Genomic DNA, 18,417 nt, shown 5'->3' on the forward strand with positions numbered 1-18,417 from the left:
ACCGCATGACGTTCGAAACCCGCAGCGAACAGGCCTGTTACGGCGGCCGCCTCGGCTACTACACGCACGCCTCGACATCCACCGGCACCGACATGCGCTTCGCGGTGTACCAGCCGCCGCAGGCCGCGCAGCACAAAGTGCCGGCGCTGTACTACCTCGCCGGACTGACCTGCACCGAGGAAACCTTCGTCATCAAGGCCGGCGCGCAGCGGCTCGCCGCCGAACTCGGGCTGATGCTGGTGGCCTGCGACACCAGCCCGCGCGGCCTGAACCTGCCGGGCGATGCCGATGCCTGGGACTTCGGAGTCGGCGCCGGTTTCTATCTGGACGCGACCGCCGAGCCCTGGAGCCGAAACTACCGGATGAGCTCGTACATCAACCACGAGCTACCGGCGCTGATCGAGAAACACTTTCCGGCGCGCGACGACAGGCGCGGCATCTTCGGCCACTCGATGGGCGGCCACGGCGCGCTGGTCGCGGCGCTGAGCCGGCCCGCGTTCTGGCACTCGGTCTCGGCGTTCGCACCGATCAGCAATCCGGTCGCGGTGCCCTGGGGCGAGAAGGCCTTCGGCCATTACCTCGGCGCCGATCGCCAGGCCTGGCAGCGCTGGGACGCGAGCCTGCTGATGCGCGCGCAAGCGCATCCCGGGCTGATCCTGGTCGATCAGGGGCTCGCGGATAATTTCCTCGACAGCCAGCTGCATCCGCAGGCGCTGGAGGACGCGGCCGCGGCCTCCGGGCAGAAGCTCAGGCTGCGCCGCCAGCCGGGCTACGATCACTCGTACTGGTTCATCCAGACGTTCATCGACGATCACCTGCGCCATCATGCGCAGACGCTGCTGGGCTGAGAGCCAGCACCACGAAATCCCGATTCAACCCCGTTTTTTAGTCGTCGCCGCTTCACGACCTCATCCAGCAAGCATCAACGGCGGCGCAATGCCGCCGTTTTGCTGTGCGGCGGCCTCGTGTCACGGACGACACACTGCCGTGGCGCGGCCGACTCGCCGGCCACGGCGACACGCCTGGCAGGCACCAGGGCGCAAGCCCGATCCCCTTGACGCACAACGATAAATCGACCGCCTGCAAGTCTGGCACGGCGGCTGCGACGAGCTGCGACGAGTCACCCGTCAATGTCATGACGACGGTGCTCACTGATCGGTCACGACGGATACGCCGCCGCGACGACGGGATAAAACGACACAATGCGAAGGAGAGCTGCAGATGAATTTCCACACCGTAAGGATGGTCTGTGCCGCCTTGGTCCTGGGGGCGTTGAGCGGTAACGCCGCGGCCAATCCGGAAGAAGTGCAACGCGCAAAGGACCCGTCGCAATGGGGCATGCCCGGCGGTGATCTGGCGATGACCCGGCACAGCAAGCTCGCCGACATCAACACCGGCAATGTCGACAAGCTGCAGATGATGTGGTCGCAGTCCAGCGGCACCCTGCGCGGCCACGAAGGCCAGCCGCTGGTGATTACCGAAGGCGGCAAGCCGATGATGTACATGATCAGCGGCTGGCCGAACATCGTGCAGGCGCTCGACCTCTCCGATCCGGACAATCCCAAGGCGATCTGGAAATACACCAAGCAGACCGACCGCGACGAATCCGCGGTGCCGCGCGCCTGCTGCGACACCGTCAACCGCGGTCTGTCGTATGCCGACGGCAAGGTGGTGTTCGGCACGCTCGACGGCTTCCTGATCGCGCTGGACGCCAAGACCGGCAAGGAAGTCTGGGTGGTCAAGCACGCGCATCCGGAGAATGGCGAGACCATCACGCCGGCTCCGCTGATCGCCGAGGACAAGGTGCTGATCGGTTTCGGCGGCGATGAATTCGCTGCCCGCGGCCGCTTCACCGCCTACAGCCTGAAGGACGGCAAGAAGATCTGGGAATGTTCGTCCACCGGCACCGACAAGGAAACCTGCATCACCAAGGCCACCAACAAGGCCAACCCGCAGCACGGCACCACGGACGCCTCGATCAAGAGCTATCCGGGTGACGAGTACAAGCGCGGCGGCGGTTCGAGCTGGGGTTTCTACAGCTACGATCCGGAGCTGAAGCTGGTGTATCACTCGACCGGCAATCCCGGCCTGTGGAGCCCGTTCTATCGCTGCTCGGAAAAGACCCACGAGGAGTGCAACACCGGCAAGCAGGACAACAAGTGGTCGATGACGATCTTCGCGCGCAAGATCGACACCGGTGAAGCGGTCTGGGCCTACCAGATGACGCCGTTCGACCAGTGGGACTACGACGGCATCAACGAAAACATGCTCACCGACTGGGAAGTCGACGGCAAGAAGCGCAAGCTGCTGGTGCACTTCGACCGCAACGGCTTCGCCTACGTGCTCGACCGCACCGACGGTACGCTGCTGCGCGCCAACAAGTACGTGACCGCGAACTGGGCCGAGAAGATCGACCTCAAGAGCGGCCGTCCGGTCAAGGTCAAGGAGCATTCTCCGTTCGGCCTCGGCAACAACGTACAGGCCTGTCCGTCGGCGATGGGCGGCAAGGATCAGCAGCCCTGCGCCCTGGATCCGAACGAACCCGGCGTCGCCTACTGCCCGACCAACAACTGGTGCATGGAGCTGGAACCGCAGGAGCGCTCGCACACCCAGCAGGGCACGGTCTACGTGTTCGCCAACGTCTACATGTATCCGGAAAAGCCCGGTGTGACCGGCAAGTTCAAGAAGTTCAACGTGCTCACCGGCGAGACCATCTGGGAGATTCCGGACCAGTACCCGAACTGGAGCGGCGCGCTGGTCACCGATGGCGGCCTGGCGTTCTACGGCAGTCTCGGCGGCGACTTCCGCGCGGTGGATCGCAAGACCGGCAAGGTGCTGTGGTCGCGCAAGCTTGGCTCCGGCATCATCGGCAACCCGGTCACCTACAAGATCAACGGCAAGCAGTACGTGTCGGTGTGGAGCGGCATCGGCGGCTGGATCGGCCTGCCGGTCACCGCCGGTCTCGATCTTGAAGACAAGTACGGCGCCATCGGCGCCACCGCGATGACCAAGGCAGCCAATCTCGACAAGATTCCGCAAGGCGGCACGCTGTACACCTTCCGCGTCAACTGAGCGGCGACGGCGGTTCTGCAACAGGCGCCCGGTGCTTGGATCAAGCACCGGGCGTTCCTACTCGCAGCAACGCAGGAGCAGCCCCGTGACCAGGACATCGAAGGTTTCAAGTTTTACCGTTTCATCCCGGAATCTGTTGACGCTCGGCGCCCTCGTGGCGGCGAGCCTGAGCGGCACGCCCACGGCCCATGCCGGCGAGATACGCGCACTGCGCGTCTGTGCCGACCCCGGCAACATGCCGCTGTCGAACCAGGCCGGCGAAGGCTTTCAGAACAAGATCGCCGAGGTGCTCGCGGCCTCGCTCGGCGTCGGCTTGGTGTATGACTGGCGCGCCTCCACCGAGCGCGGCCTGCTGCGCGGCACGCTCGACGCGAACACCTGCGACGTGATGATCGACATGCCCTCCGACATGGAGCGCGTGCTGACGACCACGCCGCTGTATCGCAGCAGCTTCGTACTCGCCTACCGCAGCGATCGCGGCCTCAATTTCAAGAACCTCGACGACCCCAAGCTGAAAAAACTCAAGGTCGGCGTGTACCAGATGTCGTCGATCCGCGACACGCTGGCGCGCCACGACATCAAGGGCAACGTCACCACGCATTTCATCAGCTACGACGGCGCACAGAATCCCGAGCACCAGCCGTCGTATCAAGTGCAACAGATGATCGACGGCAAGCTCGACGTCGTCGGCATCTGGGGGCCGTTCGCCGGTTACTACAAGACCATCAAGGGCGCGCCGGTGGCGCTGCAGCCGGTCAACCTGTGGGACGACAACGAGCCGATGGAAGTCGACATGGCGCTGGCCGTGCGCCGCGGCGACCGCGGCCTGCAGCAGCGCCTGAATCAGGCGCTGGTCGACGAGAAGGACAAGATCCGCAAGATTCTCGACGACTACGGCGTGCCGCTGGTGCAGTGCAGCGCCTGCGTGATCAGCGGCGAGCTGCCGTCGCACGGGGCGTACAAGAACTCGCCGCCGCCGGTGAATGTCGCGGCCGAACCCAATGGCTCGAAGAACTCGCCCTACGCCGCCGACGCGACGTTGGACCAGCTCAAGTCGTGGCTCAAGCAAGGCGCCAGTCCGGATCAGGAGCTGAGCAATGCCGCCACCGCCGGCGACCTGGTGCGCGTGCGCTATCTGGTCGAGCGCGGCGCCAACATCAATACGCGAGACGCCGAAGGCTACACACCGCTGTTGAACGCGGTGCGCACACGCAGCGACGAACTCGCCACCTTCCTGATCGCGAACAAGGCCGACGTCAATCTCGCCGACCGCGACGGCTGGACGCCGCTGATGTTTGCCGCCTGGCGCGACAGCCCGGCCAGCATCCAGGCGCTGATAAGCAAGGGCGCCCAGATCGAGGCCACCAATCCCAAGGGCCTGACCGCGCTGTGCGTGGCCGCGCAGCAGGGCAAGGCCGAGGCGACCCGTGCGCTGGCCAAGGCCGGCGCCAAGCTCGACGTGCAGGTTGGCGGCGCGGCGTATACGCCGCTGATGCTGGCGATCGCCGGCAGCTGGGACGAGGCCGCGATGGCGCTGATCGACAGCGGCGCGGCGATCAACGCCAAGAACGCCGGCGGCGTCACCGCACTGATGATCGCCGCCGCCGGCGATCACGCCGAGATCGCGCAGAAGTTGCTGCAGTCCGGCGCCGACCCGAATGCGCGCGGCGACGAGGGCAGCACCGCACTGAGCATCGCGCAGCAGCGCGACAACCGCGCCGTCATCGACGTGCTGCAGAAACAGGCGTCCGGCGCTGGAGCCGGCGCCAGCAACAGCGCCAAGCCTCATGTCTGAGCCCGGGCGTCAGCAGCCTTCACCCAGCCACGAACAACAAGGAGTGCAGCCGTGTTGAAGAGAGTAACGATCGGAGCGATCGCGATGGTGCTGGCCACGATGGCCTTTGCAGATGCAGGCGCGGATGATTTCCCGGTTCCGCAGCAACACAAGGCAGTCGATGCACCCCCTCCGCCGGCTGACGTGATGCCGCCGCTGGACCGCGTCAAGGCGGCGCCCAAGGGCACGCTGAAGAATCCCTACACCGACAGCAACGCGGCGATCGTCGCCGCCGGGCAGACGCTGTACATGAAATCCGGCTGCAATGGCTGCCACGGCGGCGGCGGTGGTGGCGGCATGTGTCCGCCGCTGACCAACGACACCTGGGTCTACGGCGGTGACGACGACACCCTGTTCCGCCTGGTCGCCGACGGCACCGACGAATTGCAGAAAGCCGGCTATGCGCGCAAGGGTCGCGAAAGTGTGGTCGGGCCGATGCCGCAGCACGGCATGATCGTCAAGAGCGACGACGACCTCTGGCGCATCATCACCTTCATCCGCTCGAACTATCGCGGCGGCGAATCGAGAAAGTACGGCGACCAGCCGGCGCCGGCCGCGAAATAGCGGCGCTTCAGACCCGCAGCCGGTCCACAGCACGATCCGTCACGCTGTCCGCGACGCAGCGCGGCGGATCGTGGGAGATGCCTCTTGAACGACGTGACGCAAGCCTATCTGCAAGGCTGGCGCGACAAGGCACTGGCCTTCGAGCGCAGGCTCAACGACGTGGTGCTGGGCCTGGCACCGGCGGTGCGGCTGCTGACGATTTCGATCTTCGCGCGCGGCCACGTGCTGCTCGAAGGCGACGTCGGCGTCGGCAAGACCACCTTGCTGCGCGCCGCCGCACGCGGTATCGGCGGCGCCTATCAGCGCGTCGAAGGCACCATCGACCTGATGCCGCACGACATGATCTATCACACCCATGTCGACCGCGACGGCCGGCCGCGCGTCGATCCCGGACCGCTGCTGGCACATGGCGCCAACCTGTCGGTGTTCTTCTTCAACGAGATCAACCGCGCGCGGCCGCAGGTGCATTCGCTGCTGCTGCGCGTGATGGCCGAGCGCAGCGTCACCGCATTCAACGCCGAGCATCACTTCCCTCACCTGCAGGTATTTGCCGACCGCAACCGCGTCGAGAAGGAAGAGACATTCGAGTTGCCCGGTGCGGCGCGCGATCGCTTTCTGATGGAGATCGAAATCGACCCGGCCGACGACGAAAGCGTGCATCGCCAGCTGATGTTCGAGGAACGCTTTCATGACACCGATTCGCTGATCAACCGCATCGAGGAAGGCCAGCTCGACTACCGCGAACTCGGCAGCGTCGCCCGCATGATCCAGTCCAGCGTGCAGGCCGGCGCCGCGGTGCAGGAATACGCCAGCCACCTGCGCCGCGCCACGCACAGGCCGGCGCAGGCCGGCATCCGGCTCGACGGCGTCGACATGGACGAGCTGATCCTGGCCGGTGCCGGCCCGCGCGGCATGAGCATGCTGGTGCGCGCAGCCAAAGTCGCGGCCTGGCTCGACGGCCGGCTGCACCTGACGCCGGAAGATCTGCGCGCGGTGTTCCACCAGGTGATCGGCCATCGCGTGTTCTTCACGCCGATCTACGAACTGCAGCGCAGCGAGCTCGCGCCGGAATTCAGCGCGGCGATCTTGCGTGGCGTGCCGGCGCCGTAGGGCCACAAATGCCCGCGCAATACGATCGATATCTCCCTCCCCCGCCTGCGGGGGAGGGTTGGGGTGGGGGCGAGAAGTCGCGGAGCAGCGCGCTCCGCCCGCCCCCATGCCGGCCTTCCCCCGCAAGCGGGGGAAGGAGACAAGCGACCTGCCCACCGCTGCTCCCGAGTCGCTCACGCAGTGAGCGTATCGAGGGACGCAACAGCGGTCGGCTCCCTCGATACGCCTCGCAAGCGAGGCTACTCGGGACGAACGGGGCGTGGTCATGAGCGGTAAAAGTGTCGACCTCGTCGACTACCGCGTGCAATTCAAACCCGGCGGTGTACTCCCGGGATCGCATCGCGGCGCGCATGCCGGCAGCGGCCACGAGCTGCGCGCGCTGGTGCCGCTGAACGATCATCCCGATCCGCGGCGCCTGGATCTGCGCGCCAGCCTGCGCGATCCCTATCAGCGCCTGTGGGTGCGCGATTTCAAGCAGAACTCGGCGCTGAAAGTGTTCGTGCTCGCCGACGTGTCGGCGTCGATGGCGTATCACGGCCGTCGCGACAAGTTCGAGCTGCTGCGGCGCATCACGATGGCGCTGGCGCATTCGGCCTGGCGCAGCGGCGACCGCTTCGGCCTGTATGCGGCCGACGAGCAGCTGCGCCGCGAGCTGAGCCTGCCGGCGCGGATCAACAAGGGCGCGGCGCAATGGCTGGACCGGCGCCTGAGCGGCTTCACGCCCAGCGGCCGCAGCGCGCTCGGCCTGCTGCAGGCGGTGGCGCAGCTGCCGGGCAAGCGCGCGCTGGTGTTCCTGATTTCGGATTTCGGCTGGCCCGAGGACGACACGCGCCGCATCCTGCGCGCGCTGGCCCATCACGAGGTGGTGCCGATCGTGCTGTGGGACGCTGCGGAAGATCGCGACATTCCGCGCTGGGGCATTGCGCGGCTGCGCGACAGCGAAACCGGCCGCAGCCGTTTCGTCTGGCTGCGGCCGAAATGGCGCGAGCGCCTGCTGGTGGCTTACGCGACCCGCCGCGAAGCGCTGATGCGGCTGTGCCGCGAGGCCGGTCGCCGGCCGTTCTTCGTGCTCGACGATTTCGAGCCGGCACAGCTGACGCGTTACTTCCTGGAGGCCGCATGATGCGCGGCGCCGTGCTGCTGGCCCTGCTGCTGATGCCGATGCCGGCCAACGCGGCGGACGCGGTCGCTGCGAAAAATCCGGCATTTCAGGTGCAGGCGCAGATGCGTGATACCGGTTACGTGCTCGGCGACCGGCTGGAACAGCGCATCGACATCCGGGTACCGCCGGGTACCCGGCTGATCGCCGAATCGCTGCCGCGGCTGGGCCGCGTCAACAACTGGCTGGAACTGCGTGAGCTACGCGTCGAGCCGCGTCGCGGTGGCTACACGCTGCAGCTCGGCTACCAGATGTTCGGCGCGGTCGAGAGCGCGATGCAGCTGGCGGTGCCGCCGTTCACGTTGCGCTTCGACCAAGCCGCGCACACGCCGACACCGACGACGGTCACGATCGCCGCGCAGCCGTTCTACCAGTCGCCGGTACTGCCGGCGAGCCTCGGCGACGCCGATCGCGTGCCGCGCGCGACACTGCCGCCGGTGCGTATCGCCGGCACGCGCTGGCCGCTGGCCGCGCTGGCCAGCCTGATCGCCTCGCTGCTGCTGGCGCTGTATCTGGCCTGGGCTTATGACCGCCTGCCGTGGTCGCCGGGCAAGCCGGGGCCGCTGACCTTACTGCTGCGCGATCTGCGCAGTCGCCGCGCGCTCGCGCCGGACGCGGCCACGTATCGCGCGCTGCTGCGCCAGCTGCACGCGGCGCTGAATCGCAGCGCCGGTCAGACGCTTTACCTGGACAACCTGCCGCTGCTGTTTGCACAGGCGCCGCATCTGCAGCCGCTGCAGGCGGAGTTCGACAGCCTGTTCCAGCATTCGCGACGCGTGTTCTACGGTGCAGCCGGCGACGCTGATGGAAACGGCGACTGGCCGACATCGCGCGTGCTCGACCTGTGCCGGCGCGCGCGCGACTGCGAGCGCGGCCTGTCATGAGCGGCGCCGACGGCGGCCTGTCGTTCGCCAATCCCTGGCTGCTGTGGGCGCTACCGCTGGCGCTGCTGCCGCTGCTGTTTCACGGCGTGCGTCACCACGCGCATCCGAGCCTGATCGACCTGCCGATCGACTGGCCGTCACGCGCGCTGCAGGCCGGGCTGCGCAGCCTGGCGGCCGCCACGGTCGCGCTGCTGATTCTGGCAGCGGCCGGCCCCTACGCCGGCGGCGGCAGCGTCCGCCATGTCGGCAGCGGCGCCCAGATCGTCGTCGTCTTCGATCGCAGCGGCAGCATGTCCGAGCCGATGGCCAGCGGCTGGGAAGACACCCGCAAAGGCGAGAGCAAGATCGTCGCCGCACGGCGCATCCTGCTCGGCTTCATGCGCCAGCGCCGCGGCGACATGTTCGGCGTCGTCGCCTTCGGTTCGACGCCGATCGCGGTCGCGCCGCTGGGCGACGACCGGCCGATGGCCGAAGCCGCGCTGAAAAGTGCCGAGGCGCGCAGCATGGGCTTCACCAGCGTCGGCCGCGCGCTCGGCATGGCGCTGGATTATTTCCGCGATCGGCCCTACACCGCGGCGCGCCTGATCCTGCTGGTATCCGACGGCGGCGCGGCGATTCCGCCGCCCGATCGCGAGCTGCTGCAAAGCCTGTTCGGCAGCCGCCGCGCGTCGCTGATCTGGCTGTACACGCGCGGCGCGCGCGAGCCCAGCGTGATCGACGGCGCGACGGGATCTTCGCAAAGCCTGTCGATGCACCAGTTCTTTTCGCAGCTCGGCGTGCCCTACCAGGTCATGGAGGCGACCAGCACCTCCGACGTGCAGAACGCGATCGCCCAGGTCGGGCGGCTGACCCATCTGCCGACGCATTACGAGGAGCAACTGCCGCGTCGCGATCTGGCGACACCGCTGTACAGCCTCGCGCTGCTGCTGCTGGCCTTGCTGACCGCGGCCAAGCTGGCCGAGGTGCGCAGCTGGGTACTCGCATGAGCATCCTTGGCCGCGTGCGCAAGGGCTTGCCGCGGCCGACGCAGATCGCCTGGGCGATGCTCGCCTGCAGCGTCGCGCTGTGCGCTTTCAGCCTGCTGCAATGGCAGCGCGCCGCGCGCCTCGACCGCATGATCGCCGACGGCACGCTGATCGAGCTCAAGCACATACCCGATGCGCCGGCAGTTCGCTACGCCGCCGGCTGGCTGTATCAGAAGAGCGAGCAGAACCAGCTCGCGCTGCAGCGCTATGCCGATGCCGAAGGCGCCGCCGATCCGCAGCTGGCGTCGCGCGCCAAGTTCGCGCTGGCCAATCTGTATTTCGAAATCGGACTGCGTGCCGGCGACGTCGCCGCCGGCGGCTCGCATGTGCGCGGACTGGCGCAGATGGAGCTGGCACGCGAAGCCTACCGCGACGCGCTGCGGCTCGACCCCGAGCTGCGCGACGCGCGCTACAACCTCGAACTGCTGGAGCGACTGAGCCCGGGCAAACGAGTCGAAGGCTGGACTCGCAACGAGCGCAATCGCAACCAGGGTTTCGGCACCGAGCCGGGCTGGGCGAGCATGCAGGAAACCACGATACGCGGTCTGCCGTGAGCGGCCGCCCGTGGTCCCAATCGTCATTCCCGCGCAGGCGGGAATCCAGCGGTGCCACAGCTGCTCTCGCCGCTCTGGATTCCCGCATTCGCGGCAGTCACAGAAGGCCGCGGCCCGGCCTGCTGCTGTTGCTGCTGGCGATGCTGGCGCTGTTGCCGGTGTATGCGGCACCGACGAGACTCGCACCCGGCCTGAGCTTTTCGTATCTGTTCGTGCTCGACGTCACGCAGAGCATGAACGTGCGCGACCAGGGCGTCGACGCCGCGCCGCAATCGCGGCTGGATGCGGCCAAGCAGGCGCTGGACGCCGGCCTGCGCCAGCTGCCCTGCGGCTCGCGCGCGGCGCTGGCGCTGTTCGCCGACGACGAGACCCTGGTGTTGTTCGAGCCGCTGGAAATCTGCGCGCATTATCCGGCGATGCACAGCGTCGTCGCCGGCGTCGACTGGCGCAGCGCCTGGGCCGGCAATTCGCGTATCGACAGCGGTATCGTCAGCGCGATGAACGAGGCGGCCAGCCGCAGTCTCGATCTGGTGTTCTTCACCGATGGCGACCAGGCGCCGTATCGCGAGCAGGTGCGACTCGCCGATCTGCAGGCGCATCGCGGCAAGAGCCGCGGCTTCATCGTCGGCGTCGGCGGCGAGCAGGAACGGCCGATCCCGAAGCTCGGCGAACACGACGAGATCATCGGCTACTGGCAGCCGGCCGACGCGGCGCGCAATGGCTTCCACCCCGACATGAACATCGTCGACGACGGCTTTCTGCCGCCATCGATCGACAGCGCACCGGGCGTGCACGAGCACTTGTCGGCGTTGCGCAGCGAACCGCTGCAGCAGTACGCGCAGGCCGCCGAGATGCGCTATCTGCGCCTGGGCAGCGACGCCGCGTTCACGCGCGCGCTGGCCGATCCGCAGCTCGCCCACCTGGACATCGCAGCGCGCGATCTGCGCCTGTACTTCGGCCTGCTCGCGCTGGCGCTGCTGCTCGCTGCCTGGCTGTGGCCGGAGCGCGCGTGAGCCCGGCGATCAAACCGCCGGCGCTGCTGGGTCGTTTGCGTCCCAGTGCTGTTACCCGGCCGACTCAGGCGCACGCCGCCAGCACCAAGGCGATTCGCCTCGCGCTTTTCAACTGCCTGTTTTTCAGCGACTTGTCGGCCGCGCGGCGGCTGGCACGGGCGCTGCAATCGAGTCGGTGCAGGCAGCACGACGCCCAACGAACCCTTCAATAAAAAACGCGAGGAGCCCAATGAAATCGAGAGCCGCAGTCGCCTGGGAAGCCGGCAAGCCCCTGTCGATCGAGGAAGTCGATGTCGCCGCGCCCAAGGCGGGTGAAGTGCTGGTGAAGATCGTCGCCACCGGCGTCTGTCACACCGATCTTTTCACCTTGTCCGGCGCCGACCCCGAGGGCTTGTTCCCGGTGATTCTCGGCCACGAGGGCGGCGGCATCGTGCAGGAGATCGGTCCCGGCGTCACCAGCGTCAAACCCGGCGATCACGTGATCCCGCTGTACACGCCGGAATGCGGCGAGTGCAAGTTCTGCCTGTCCGGCAAGACCAACCTGTGCCAGAAGATCCGTCTGACCCAGGGCAAGGGCGTAATGCCCGACGGCACCTCGCGCTTCTCGATCAAGGGCAAGCCGATCCTGCATTACATGGGCACCAGCACGTTCTCGGAATACACGGTGATGCCGGAGATATCGGTCGCCAAGATCAACCCGAAGGCGCCGCTGGAAAAAGTCTGCCTGCTCGGCTGCGGCATCACCACCGGCATCGGCGCGGTGCTCAACACGGCCAAGGTGCAGCCCGGCGACAGCGTCGCGGTATTTGGCCTGGGCGGCATCGGCCTGTCGGTGGTACAGGGCGCGGTGATGGCCAAGGCCGGCCGCATCATCGCGGTCGACATGAATCCGACGAAATGGGAAATGGCCAAGGCGCTGGGCGCCACCGATTTCGTCAATCCCAAGGATTACCCGGGCACACCGATCCAGCAGGTGATCGTCGATCTGACCGACGGCGGCGTCGATTTCTCGTTCGAGTGCATCGGCAACGTCAACGTGATGCGCTCGGCACTGGAGTGCTGCCACAAGGGCTGGGGCGAGTCGGTGATCATCGGCGTCGCCGGCGCCGGCCTGGAAATCAGCACGCGGCCGTTCCAGCTCGTCACCGGCCGCGTCTGGCGCGGCTCGGCCTTCGGCGGCGTCAAGGGCCGGTCGCAGCTGCCGGGCTACGTCGAACGCTATCTCGGCGGCGAGATCAAGATCGACGAAATGATCACCGAGGTGCTGCCGCTGGAGGAGATCAACAAGGCCTTCGACCTGATGCACGAGGGCAAGGTGATCCGCTCGGTCATCCGCTACTAGCGGCCGCGCCTGACCGACAGATCATGCTCCTGACGAAAAAAAACCAAGCCGTTTGTCTTGCCGGGCCCCCGCTCCCGGGCTCGACGCGGCTTTGTCCGACTTTCGTCGTAAAAAATAAAGCTTTCGATAGTCTTTCTTTAGCAGTAGCCTTAAGCCTCGACAGCGGCGGAATGGATTCGCGCCAGTCTGATGGCGAACCCGTTACCGGTTTCAGGCGGTTTGTTCCGTCGCATAGATCGATCCCATGCACACCAGCATGAGGACTAATGCGATGGAGGACACTGCAATGCAAGCCAGACGAGACGTCCAGGGCCACGCGCGCCTGATCGAGTCCGCGATTCACGGGCATGCGGTCGACCGCGAGATCGGCCAGGAAGTGCGGCATTCCTGGAGCCGCTGCATCGGCTCCTACGCGCTGGATCCTCTGCAGAGTAAAAAGCCGATCATCGTCGAGCGCGGCGACCTGCAGGCGCGGCGCGAACGTAGCGGCGCGCTGCTGCCGATCGCGCGGGTCGAAATGCTCGGCCTGTCGCGGCAGATGCAGCACTCACAGTACGGCATCATGCTGACCGATCGTGACGGCGTGATCCTGTGTTACACCGGCGACCCGGGTTTCTCCGACATTGCGCGGCGCAGCGGTTTTCGCGAAGGCGCCATATGGAGCGAGCGCGAACTGGGCACCAATGGCATGGGCACCTGCCTGCAGATGCAGCGCTCGGTGATCATCCACCGCTCCGAGCATTTCCTGGTGCAGAACACCGGGCTTACCTGCACCGCAGCGCCGATATTCGACATGCAGGGCAACGTGATCGCGGCGCTGGACATTTCCGGCAGCTCCAACGAGCCGCAGATGCACACACTGGCGCTGGTCGAAATCGCCGCGCTGAACATCGAGAACCGGACGCTGCTCGAGGCGGCGCGCGCGAATTACATCCTGCGTTTTCACCCGTTCCCCGAGTTCGTCAGCACGCCCGGTGAAGGCGTGCTGGTTTTCGACGACACCGGCATCGTCGTCGGCGCCAACCGCGCCTCGCTGGAACTGCTCGGCTATCGCGATCACAAGTCGCTGTGCGGCGAGCACATCGACGTGGTGCTCGACACCACGCTGGCGCAGCTGATCACGCTGTCGATGCGGCCGTCGCTGCGTCCCGAGCCGATCGCCGCGCATCTGGGCCACCTGCGGCTGTTCGCCGTGGTGCAGGCGCCGGCGCCGGACACGCAAAGCAGCACGCGGCTGGCGGTCACGCCGTTCATGCTCGGCACGCCCGAGGTGATGGACTCGCGCGATCCGACCATGGCCGCGAACTATCACATCGCGCGGCGCGTGATGAACCGCGACATCTCGATCCTGCTGCTCGGCGAAACCGGCACCGGCAAGGGTCACTTCGCCAAGGAGATCCACAAGGCCAGCGCGCGCGCCGACCAGCCGCTGGTGTCGGTCAACTGCGCGGCGATCCCGGAACAGCTGATCGAAAGCGAGCTGTTCGGCTACAAGCCCGGCGCGTTCACCGGCGCCGCGCGCCAGGGCAACATCGGCCGCATCCTGCAGGCCAACGGCGGCACCCTGTTCCTCGACGAAATCGGCGACATGCCGCTGTCGCTGCAGGCGCGCGTGCTGACGGTGCTCGAGGATCGCGAGGTGATGCCGCTGGGCGGCACCAAGCCGGTGCCGGTGGATATCCGCATCATCAGCGCTACCCACTGCGACCTGGTCGAGATGATCGCGCGCGGCCAGTTCCGCGACGACCTGTACTACCGGCTCAACGGCATTACGCTGACGATGCCGGCGCTGCGCCAGCGCCAGGATCTGCGCGACATGGTGCACCAGCTGATCCGCAGCGAGGCCGGCGACCGGCCGCTGCGGATCGACGAAGCGCTGATCGACCGGCTGGTGCGCTGCCCCTGGCCCGGCAACGTGCGCCAGCTGCGCAACGTGCTGCGCAACATTCTCGCGTTGAGCGAGAACGACCAGCTGACGCCGGACGATTTCGACGAGCGCTGGCTGCATGGCGGGCTGGTCGCGCCCCGCATCACGCCGTCACCGACGCAGCCGCTGACGCAGGCCGCGGTAAATGCCGACGCCGACTTCGTCATCAGCGAAAACGACGATGCGCTCGGCGATGCCGAGCGCGAAGCACTGCAGCGCACACTCGAAAGCTGCCATTGGAACGTCAGCGAAGCGGCGATCAAGCTGCATGTCAGCCGCAAAACCATGTACCGCAAGATGCATCGTCACGGCCTGGTGCGCCAGGCCAGCGACGTGCGTCGCGGTGATCCGGGGTTGCCGGATCACGAGGCGGCCGGCAGCGGCCGTTATGGCGACGCATTTTTGATTTCGGCCGGACCGGGGCATACGACCAGCTAGCGGCGCAAGCGTGGTCGGTGGCCGATACCGACACGACAGCAGGATGCGCCCTCCACCTTGTCCTGCCGGCCACCGAGCAAGCCCGATCACGGGCCTGTGTAGCGTTGTTTGCTACCTACATGAAGAAGATGGAGGAATGCCATGAGTTCAGCAACGTCACGCGCGCCGGCCGGCGTCGCCCAAGTTCAAGGGAGATAAGACTATGGCCAGCGCAATCCCGATTCATCCCCTGTTGGACAACGGCATCAAGGGCGCGGCGAAAGAAGGCTTCGCCGGCGGCACGCTGACATGCAAGTGCGCGCAGAACCCGGTCAAGGTCAGCGTCAGCGCGCAGACCGCTCACAACCACGCCTGCGGCTGCACCAAATGCTGGAAACCGGCCGGCGCTTCGTTCGCGGTGATCGCCGTGGTCTCGCGCGACGCGGTCAAGGTCATCGAGAACGGAGACAAGCTGTCCGTCGTCGATCCCAAGGCGGCGATCCAGCGGCATGCCTGCAAGGGCTGCGGCGTGCATCTGTATGGCCGTATCGAGAACAAGGATCACGCGTTCTACGGCCTGGATTTCGTGCACACCGAACTGTCGTCGGAGAACGGCTGGTCGGCGCCGGCGTTCGCGGCTTTCGTATCGTCGGCGATCGAAGGCGGAGTGCCGCCGTCGAAGATGGACGCGATCCGTGACCGCTTCCGCGAACTGGGGCTGCAGCCCTACGACTGCCTGTCGCCGCCGCTGATGGACGCGCTGTCGACGCAGACGGCGAAACTGTCAGGGGCGTTGAAGTCCTAGCCGTCGTTTACCTGTAGGAGCGGATCCCATCCGCGACTGTGCTCTCGCAGCTCTCAGTCGCGGATAGGATCCGCTCCTACAGTCAGACGAGAAAACGAGCACAAAAAAGCCGGGCCTCAGCCCGGCTTTCTTGTGTGCCACGACCACTCAGAACGACAGGAACGCACCCACATTGAAGCTGTTGCTCTTGTTCTTGGTGTCGTCGTGGGCCTTGGCCTTGACGTCGCTGAACTCGGCCAGCAGCGTCAGGTTCTTGGTCAGGCTGTGATACACGCCTGCGGTGACCTTGCTGTTCTTCTTGACCAGGTTGGACGAGGCTTCGCCGTCGGCCAGATCCAGATTGCTCTCGCCGTAATTGACACCGACCTTGGTCGCGCCGAACTTGTAAGTCGCCTGAGCCAGAAAGCCGTCCGAATCGCGCGCGTGTCCGGCACCGTCATCCGACAGCAGGAACAATCCGGTCGTGCCCAAGCCCTTGCCGGCGTAGTAATAGGCCATCAGTTCCGCGGCGCCGAACGTGAGTTTGCCGCCCGCGTCGAAGCCGCGGCTGGTGTAATCCTCGCCTGCGATCACGCCCTCCTGCTTCTGCTCGAGGAAGGTCGCCGAAAGGTACACCGCGCCAGCGGTATACGCGAGCTTGCCGTGCACACCGGGTGCCGCCTTGGGTGTCGGCGCGCCCTGCAGGATCGGTTCTACCGGATCGAAGATGCCGATCGTTGCCTTGAAGCCCGAGAAATCCGGCGTGGTGTAGTTCATCTGCGCCAGCGTATCCACATAGATGTAACCCAGGCCGATGGAACCCAGCGACGTGTTCGCCGGCGCCGCGTAGTTGCCGTTGCCGGCACCGACGCCGGAGATCGTCATGTCGCTGATGATCGCGTCGAAGCCGAACAGCCCGAAGTTGCGGCCGAGCATGAACGTGCCGAGATCCTTTTTGCCGAAGGTCATGTAGACCTGACGTACATCCAGGCCGGTGGTGCCGAGCGCGGTGTTGGTACCGCCCAGGTTCGGACTGCCTCCGTCGTTGGTGCTGATGCCGGGATAGAAACCGAAATTGGCCGAAATATCCCAGTCGTTCTGCGTGGTCGATGCGCCGAACACCAGCGCCGCCGGCAGCAGGCCATCGCTGACACTGGAGCTGTCGTCTTCACCGGCGCTGCCGATGCAGGCCAGGCCGCCGGCGACCGGTGCGGTGCCGTCGTTGTCGCAGCTGGAATGGATGTAATGCACGTTGACGTTGCCGTTGGCGGTGAATTTCCAGTCTCCAGCCTGGATTTCGATCGCCTGCGCGCTGGTGCTGCTGATCAGCGCTGCGGATGCGGCCACGAGATGACGAATGCCGCGCCTGTTGTGCGTCTGCTTTTGCATGTTGGACTCCCGCTCGATAGTTGTGCCGCAGCGAGAGCCCGCTCTGTTAGAGATTTTGCGGGCAACGCTACGTCCCGCTGCCGTTTCTCCTGTGCACCTCGGCAGCTACGGGGCATCGAGCAACGCCTGTGCCCACGCGCGATGCGCGACACAAGTGCTTGTTGGAGCTTGTTATTACGCAGCGATGCGCAACATCGTCACGATCGGGACGTGACGCAGTGGAGCCATGAAGACACACGGCCGCGCTGCCAAGTGTGGCGTGTGCGGCCGAACGGTTTTGCCAGCCCGGCCATCCTGGGCCAGGCTAGAGTCGGGCGATGGCGGCCCGCGCGCCGGGCGCGATGCCGCTGCCACCGCCCTGCGCATAGGCGATCAGCTTGCGGCGCATGCGCGGGTCCCAGAATTTGCGTAAATGATTTTCGATGCCGGCAATCGCAGCCTCCTGATCCGGCTCGGCGGCGAAAAAGCTGGCGATGTCGTTAACCATCTGCACCAGATGATCCGGCGATGACGCAGCGCTCACCGCGATGGCTCCGGCTTGACCACATTGACTGCGGCGCTGTGCACTCGCGCCGGCCGCGTGTAGACGGTGCAGCGATCGTCGCGCGCGAAACCGACCAGCGTGATGCCGGCCTCGTCGGCGAGGTCGATCGCCAGCGAGGTCGGCGCCGAGATCGCCACCACTAGCGCAATGCCGGCGCTGGCCGATTTCAGCACCATTTCGTAACTGGCGCGGCTGGTCAGCACGGCAAAGCCGTGTGAAGCCTGGCGGTGCTCACGCGCCAGTGCGCCGATCAGCTTGTCCAGCGCATTGTGGCGGCCCACATCTTCGCGCAGCAGCTGGATCGCGCCATCCGGCGTCGCCCAGGCGGCGGCGTGAACCGCGCCGGTCAGCGCATTCAGCGGCTGTTGCTCGCGCAGCTCGCCCAGGGCGCGACGCAGCGCCACCGGCTCGACGACGAAACCGGCCGCCGCATGGCGCGGTGCGCGCAGCACGTCGGCGATATGCCGCGTTCCGCAGACACCGCAGCCGCTGCGGCCTTCGAGCCCGCGCGGCCGCTGCATCAGCGCTTCGTGTCGCTGCGGCGGAATCCGTAGCGACAGCTGCACGCCCTGCTCCAGCGCGATCGTCTGCACGTCGAGCAACTCGGCGGCGTCGGCGATGATGCCTTCGCTCAGCGAAAAGCCGAGCGCGAAGTCTTCGAGATCCAGCGGCGTCGCCATCATCACCGCATGCGGCTCGCCGTTGTAGACCAGAGCGACCGCGGTTTCCTCGGCGATGCCGTCGATACGCTCCACCACCTCGCGGCCGACGATGCGGCGCACGCGGCGCTTGACCACTC

17 protein-coding genes are annotated in these 18,417 nt (G+C 66.4%); 14 read left to right on the plus strand and 3 right to left on the minus strand.

Annotated features, from left to right (window positions below; all coding sequences use genetic code 11):
• The first annotated feature begins 5 nt into the window (after positions 1 to 5).
• The 14 genes from fghA (at position 6) to gfa (ending at position 15,706) form a co-directional block, all read left to right on the plus strand.
• Positions 6 to 848 (plus strand): S-formylglutathione hydrolase, encoded by an 843-nt coding sequence (fghA, locus tag ACQZF9_RS15960; RefSeq protein WP_428309949.1) that lies wholly within the window; start codon positions 6 to 8, stop codon positions 846 to 848.
• A gap of 373 nt (positions 849 to 1,221) precedes the next feature.
• Positions 1,222 to 3,072 carry a PQQ-dependent dehydrogenase, methanol/ethanol family gene (locus ACQZF9_RS15965; RefSeq protein ID WP_428309950.1) on the plus strand — a complete coding sequence of 617 codons (1,851 nt, stop codon included), beginning with the start codon at positions 1,222 to 1,224 and terminating at the stop codon, positions 3,070 to 3,072.
• A 154-nt stretch (positions 3,073 to 3,226) separates the two neighbouring features.
• On the plus strand, positions 3,227 to 4,867 hold the full coding sequence (locus ACQZF9_RS15970; RefSeq protein ID WP_428309951.1) for a quinoprotein dehydrogenase-associated putative ABC transporter substrate-binding protein: 1,641 nt from the start codon (positions 3,227 to 3,229) through the stop codon (positions 4,865 to 4,867).
• Between the two features lie 51 nt (positions 4,868 to 4,918).
• The gene (locus tag ACQZF9_RS15975; protein WP_428309952.1) at positions 4,919 to 5,470 is read left to right on the plus strand and encodes a c-type cytochrome; all 552 of its coding nucleotides are present in this window, start codon (positions 4,919 to 4,921) and stop codon (positions 5,468 to 5,470) included.
• Between the two features lie 84 nt (positions 5,471 to 5,554).
• Positions 5,555 to 6,580: an AAA family ATPase gene (locus ACQZF9_RS15980; protein ID WP_428309953.1), complete on the plus strand. Its 1,026-nt coding sequence runs from the start codon at positions 5,555 to 5,557 to the stop codon at positions 6,578 to 6,580.
• 265 nt (positions 6,581 to 6,845) lie between these two features.
• The gene (locus ACQZF9_RS15985; protein WP_428309954.1) at positions 6,846 to 7,703 is read left to right on the plus strand and encodes a DUF58 domain-containing protein; all 858 of its coding nucleotides are present in this window, start codon (positions 6,846 to 6,848) and stop codon (positions 7,701 to 7,703) included.
• On the plus strand, positions 7,700 to 8,623 hold the full coding sequence (locus ACQZF9_RS15990; RefSeq protein WP_428309955.1) for a hypothetical protein: 924 nt from the start codon (positions 7,700 to 7,702) through the stop codon (positions 8,621 to 8,623). The genes ACQZF9_RS15985 and ACQZF9_RS15990 overlap by 4 nt, the downstream gene beginning before the upstream one ends.
• Complete coding sequence (locus ACQZF9_RS15995; RefSeq protein ID WP_428309956.1) at positions 8,620 to 9,609, plus strand: vWA domain-containing protein; 990 nt, start codon at positions 8,620 to 8,622, stop codon at positions 9,607 to 9,609. The genes ACQZF9_RS15990 and ACQZF9_RS15995 overlap by 4 nt, the downstream gene beginning before the upstream one ends.
• A complete protein-coding gene (locus ACQZF9_RS16000; protein ID WP_428309957.1) occupies positions 9,606 to 10,202 on the plus strand; it encodes a hypothetical protein in 597 nt (198 codons plus the stop codon). Before ACQZF9_RS15995 ends, ACQZF9_RS16000 begins: the two co-directional genes overlap by 4 nt.
• A gap of 128 nt (positions 10,203 to 10,330) precedes the next feature.
• Positions 10,331 to 11,215 (plus strand): vWA domain-containing protein, encoded by an 885-nt coding sequence (locus ACQZF9_RS16005; protein WP_428309958.1) that lies wholly within the window; start codon positions 10,331 to 10,333, stop codon positions 11,213 to 11,215.
• Positions 11,212 to 11,427, plus strand: a complete 216-nt coding sequence (locus ACQZF9_RS16010; RefSeq protein ID WP_428309959.1) for a hypothetical protein — start codon at positions 11,212 to 11,214, stop codon at positions 11,425 to 11,427. The genes ACQZF9_RS16005 and ACQZF9_RS16010 overlap by 4 nt, the downstream gene beginning before the upstream one ends.
• A 17-nt stretch (positions 11,428 to 11,444) precedes the next feature.
• On the plus strand, positions 11,445 to 12,557 hold the full coding sequence (locus tag ACQZF9_RS16015; protein ID WP_428309960.1) for an S-(hydroxymethyl)glutathione dehydrogenase/class III alcohol dehydrogenase: 1,113 nt from the start codon (positions 11,445 to 11,447) through the stop codon (positions 12,555 to 12,557).
• A 286-nt stretch (positions 12,558 to 12,843) separates the two neighbouring features.
• Positions 12,844 to 14,922 (plus strand): sigma-54-dependent Fis family transcriptional regulator, encoded by a 2,079-nt coding sequence (locus tag ACQZF9_RS16020; protein WP_428309961.1) that lies wholly within the window; start codon positions 12,844 to 12,846, stop codon positions 14,920 to 14,922.
• A 202-nt stretch (positions 14,923 to 15,124) separates the two neighbouring features.
• Positions 15,125 to 15,706, plus strand: a complete 582-nt coding sequence (gene gfa / locus ACQZF9_RS16025; protein ID WP_428309962.1) for an S-(hydroxymethyl)glutathione synthase — start codon at positions 15,125 to 15,127, stop codon at positions 15,704 to 15,706.
• A gap of 147 nt (positions 15,707 to 15,853) precedes the next feature.
• Here the strand turns inward: gfa and ACQZF9_RS16030 are convergent, their stop codons facing one another.
• The 3 genes from ACQZF9_RS16030 to fdhD form a co-directional block, all read right to left on the minus strand.
• Positions 15,854 to 17,074, minus strand: coding sequence for a porin (locus ACQZF9_RS16030; RefSeq protein ID WP_428309963.1), 1,221 nt, complete (start codon positions 17,072 to 17,074; stop codon positions 15,854 to 15,856).
• A 304-nt stretch (positions 17,075 to 17,378) separates the two neighbouring features.
• A complete protein-coding gene (locus tag ACQZF9_RS16035; protein ID WP_428309964.1) occupies positions 17,379 to 17,597 on the minus strand; it encodes a formate dehydrogenase subunit delta in 219 nt (72 codons plus the stop codon).
• Positions 17,594 to 18,415, minus strand: coding sequence for a formate dehydrogenase accessory sulfurtransferase FdhD (gene fdhD / locus ACQZF9_RS16040; RefSeq protein ID WP_428309965.1), 822 nt, complete (start codon positions 18,413 to 18,415; stop codon positions 17,594 to 17,596). Before fdhD ends, ACQZF9_RS16035 begins: the two co-directional genes overlap by 4 nt.
• Positions 18,416 to 18,417: the final 2 nt, after the last annotated feature.

Source organism: Hydrocarboniphaga sp., from assembly GCF_965279055.1.
Lineage (GTDB): Bacteria > Pseudomonadota > Gammaproteobacteria > Nevskiales > Nevskiaceae > Hydrocarboniphaga.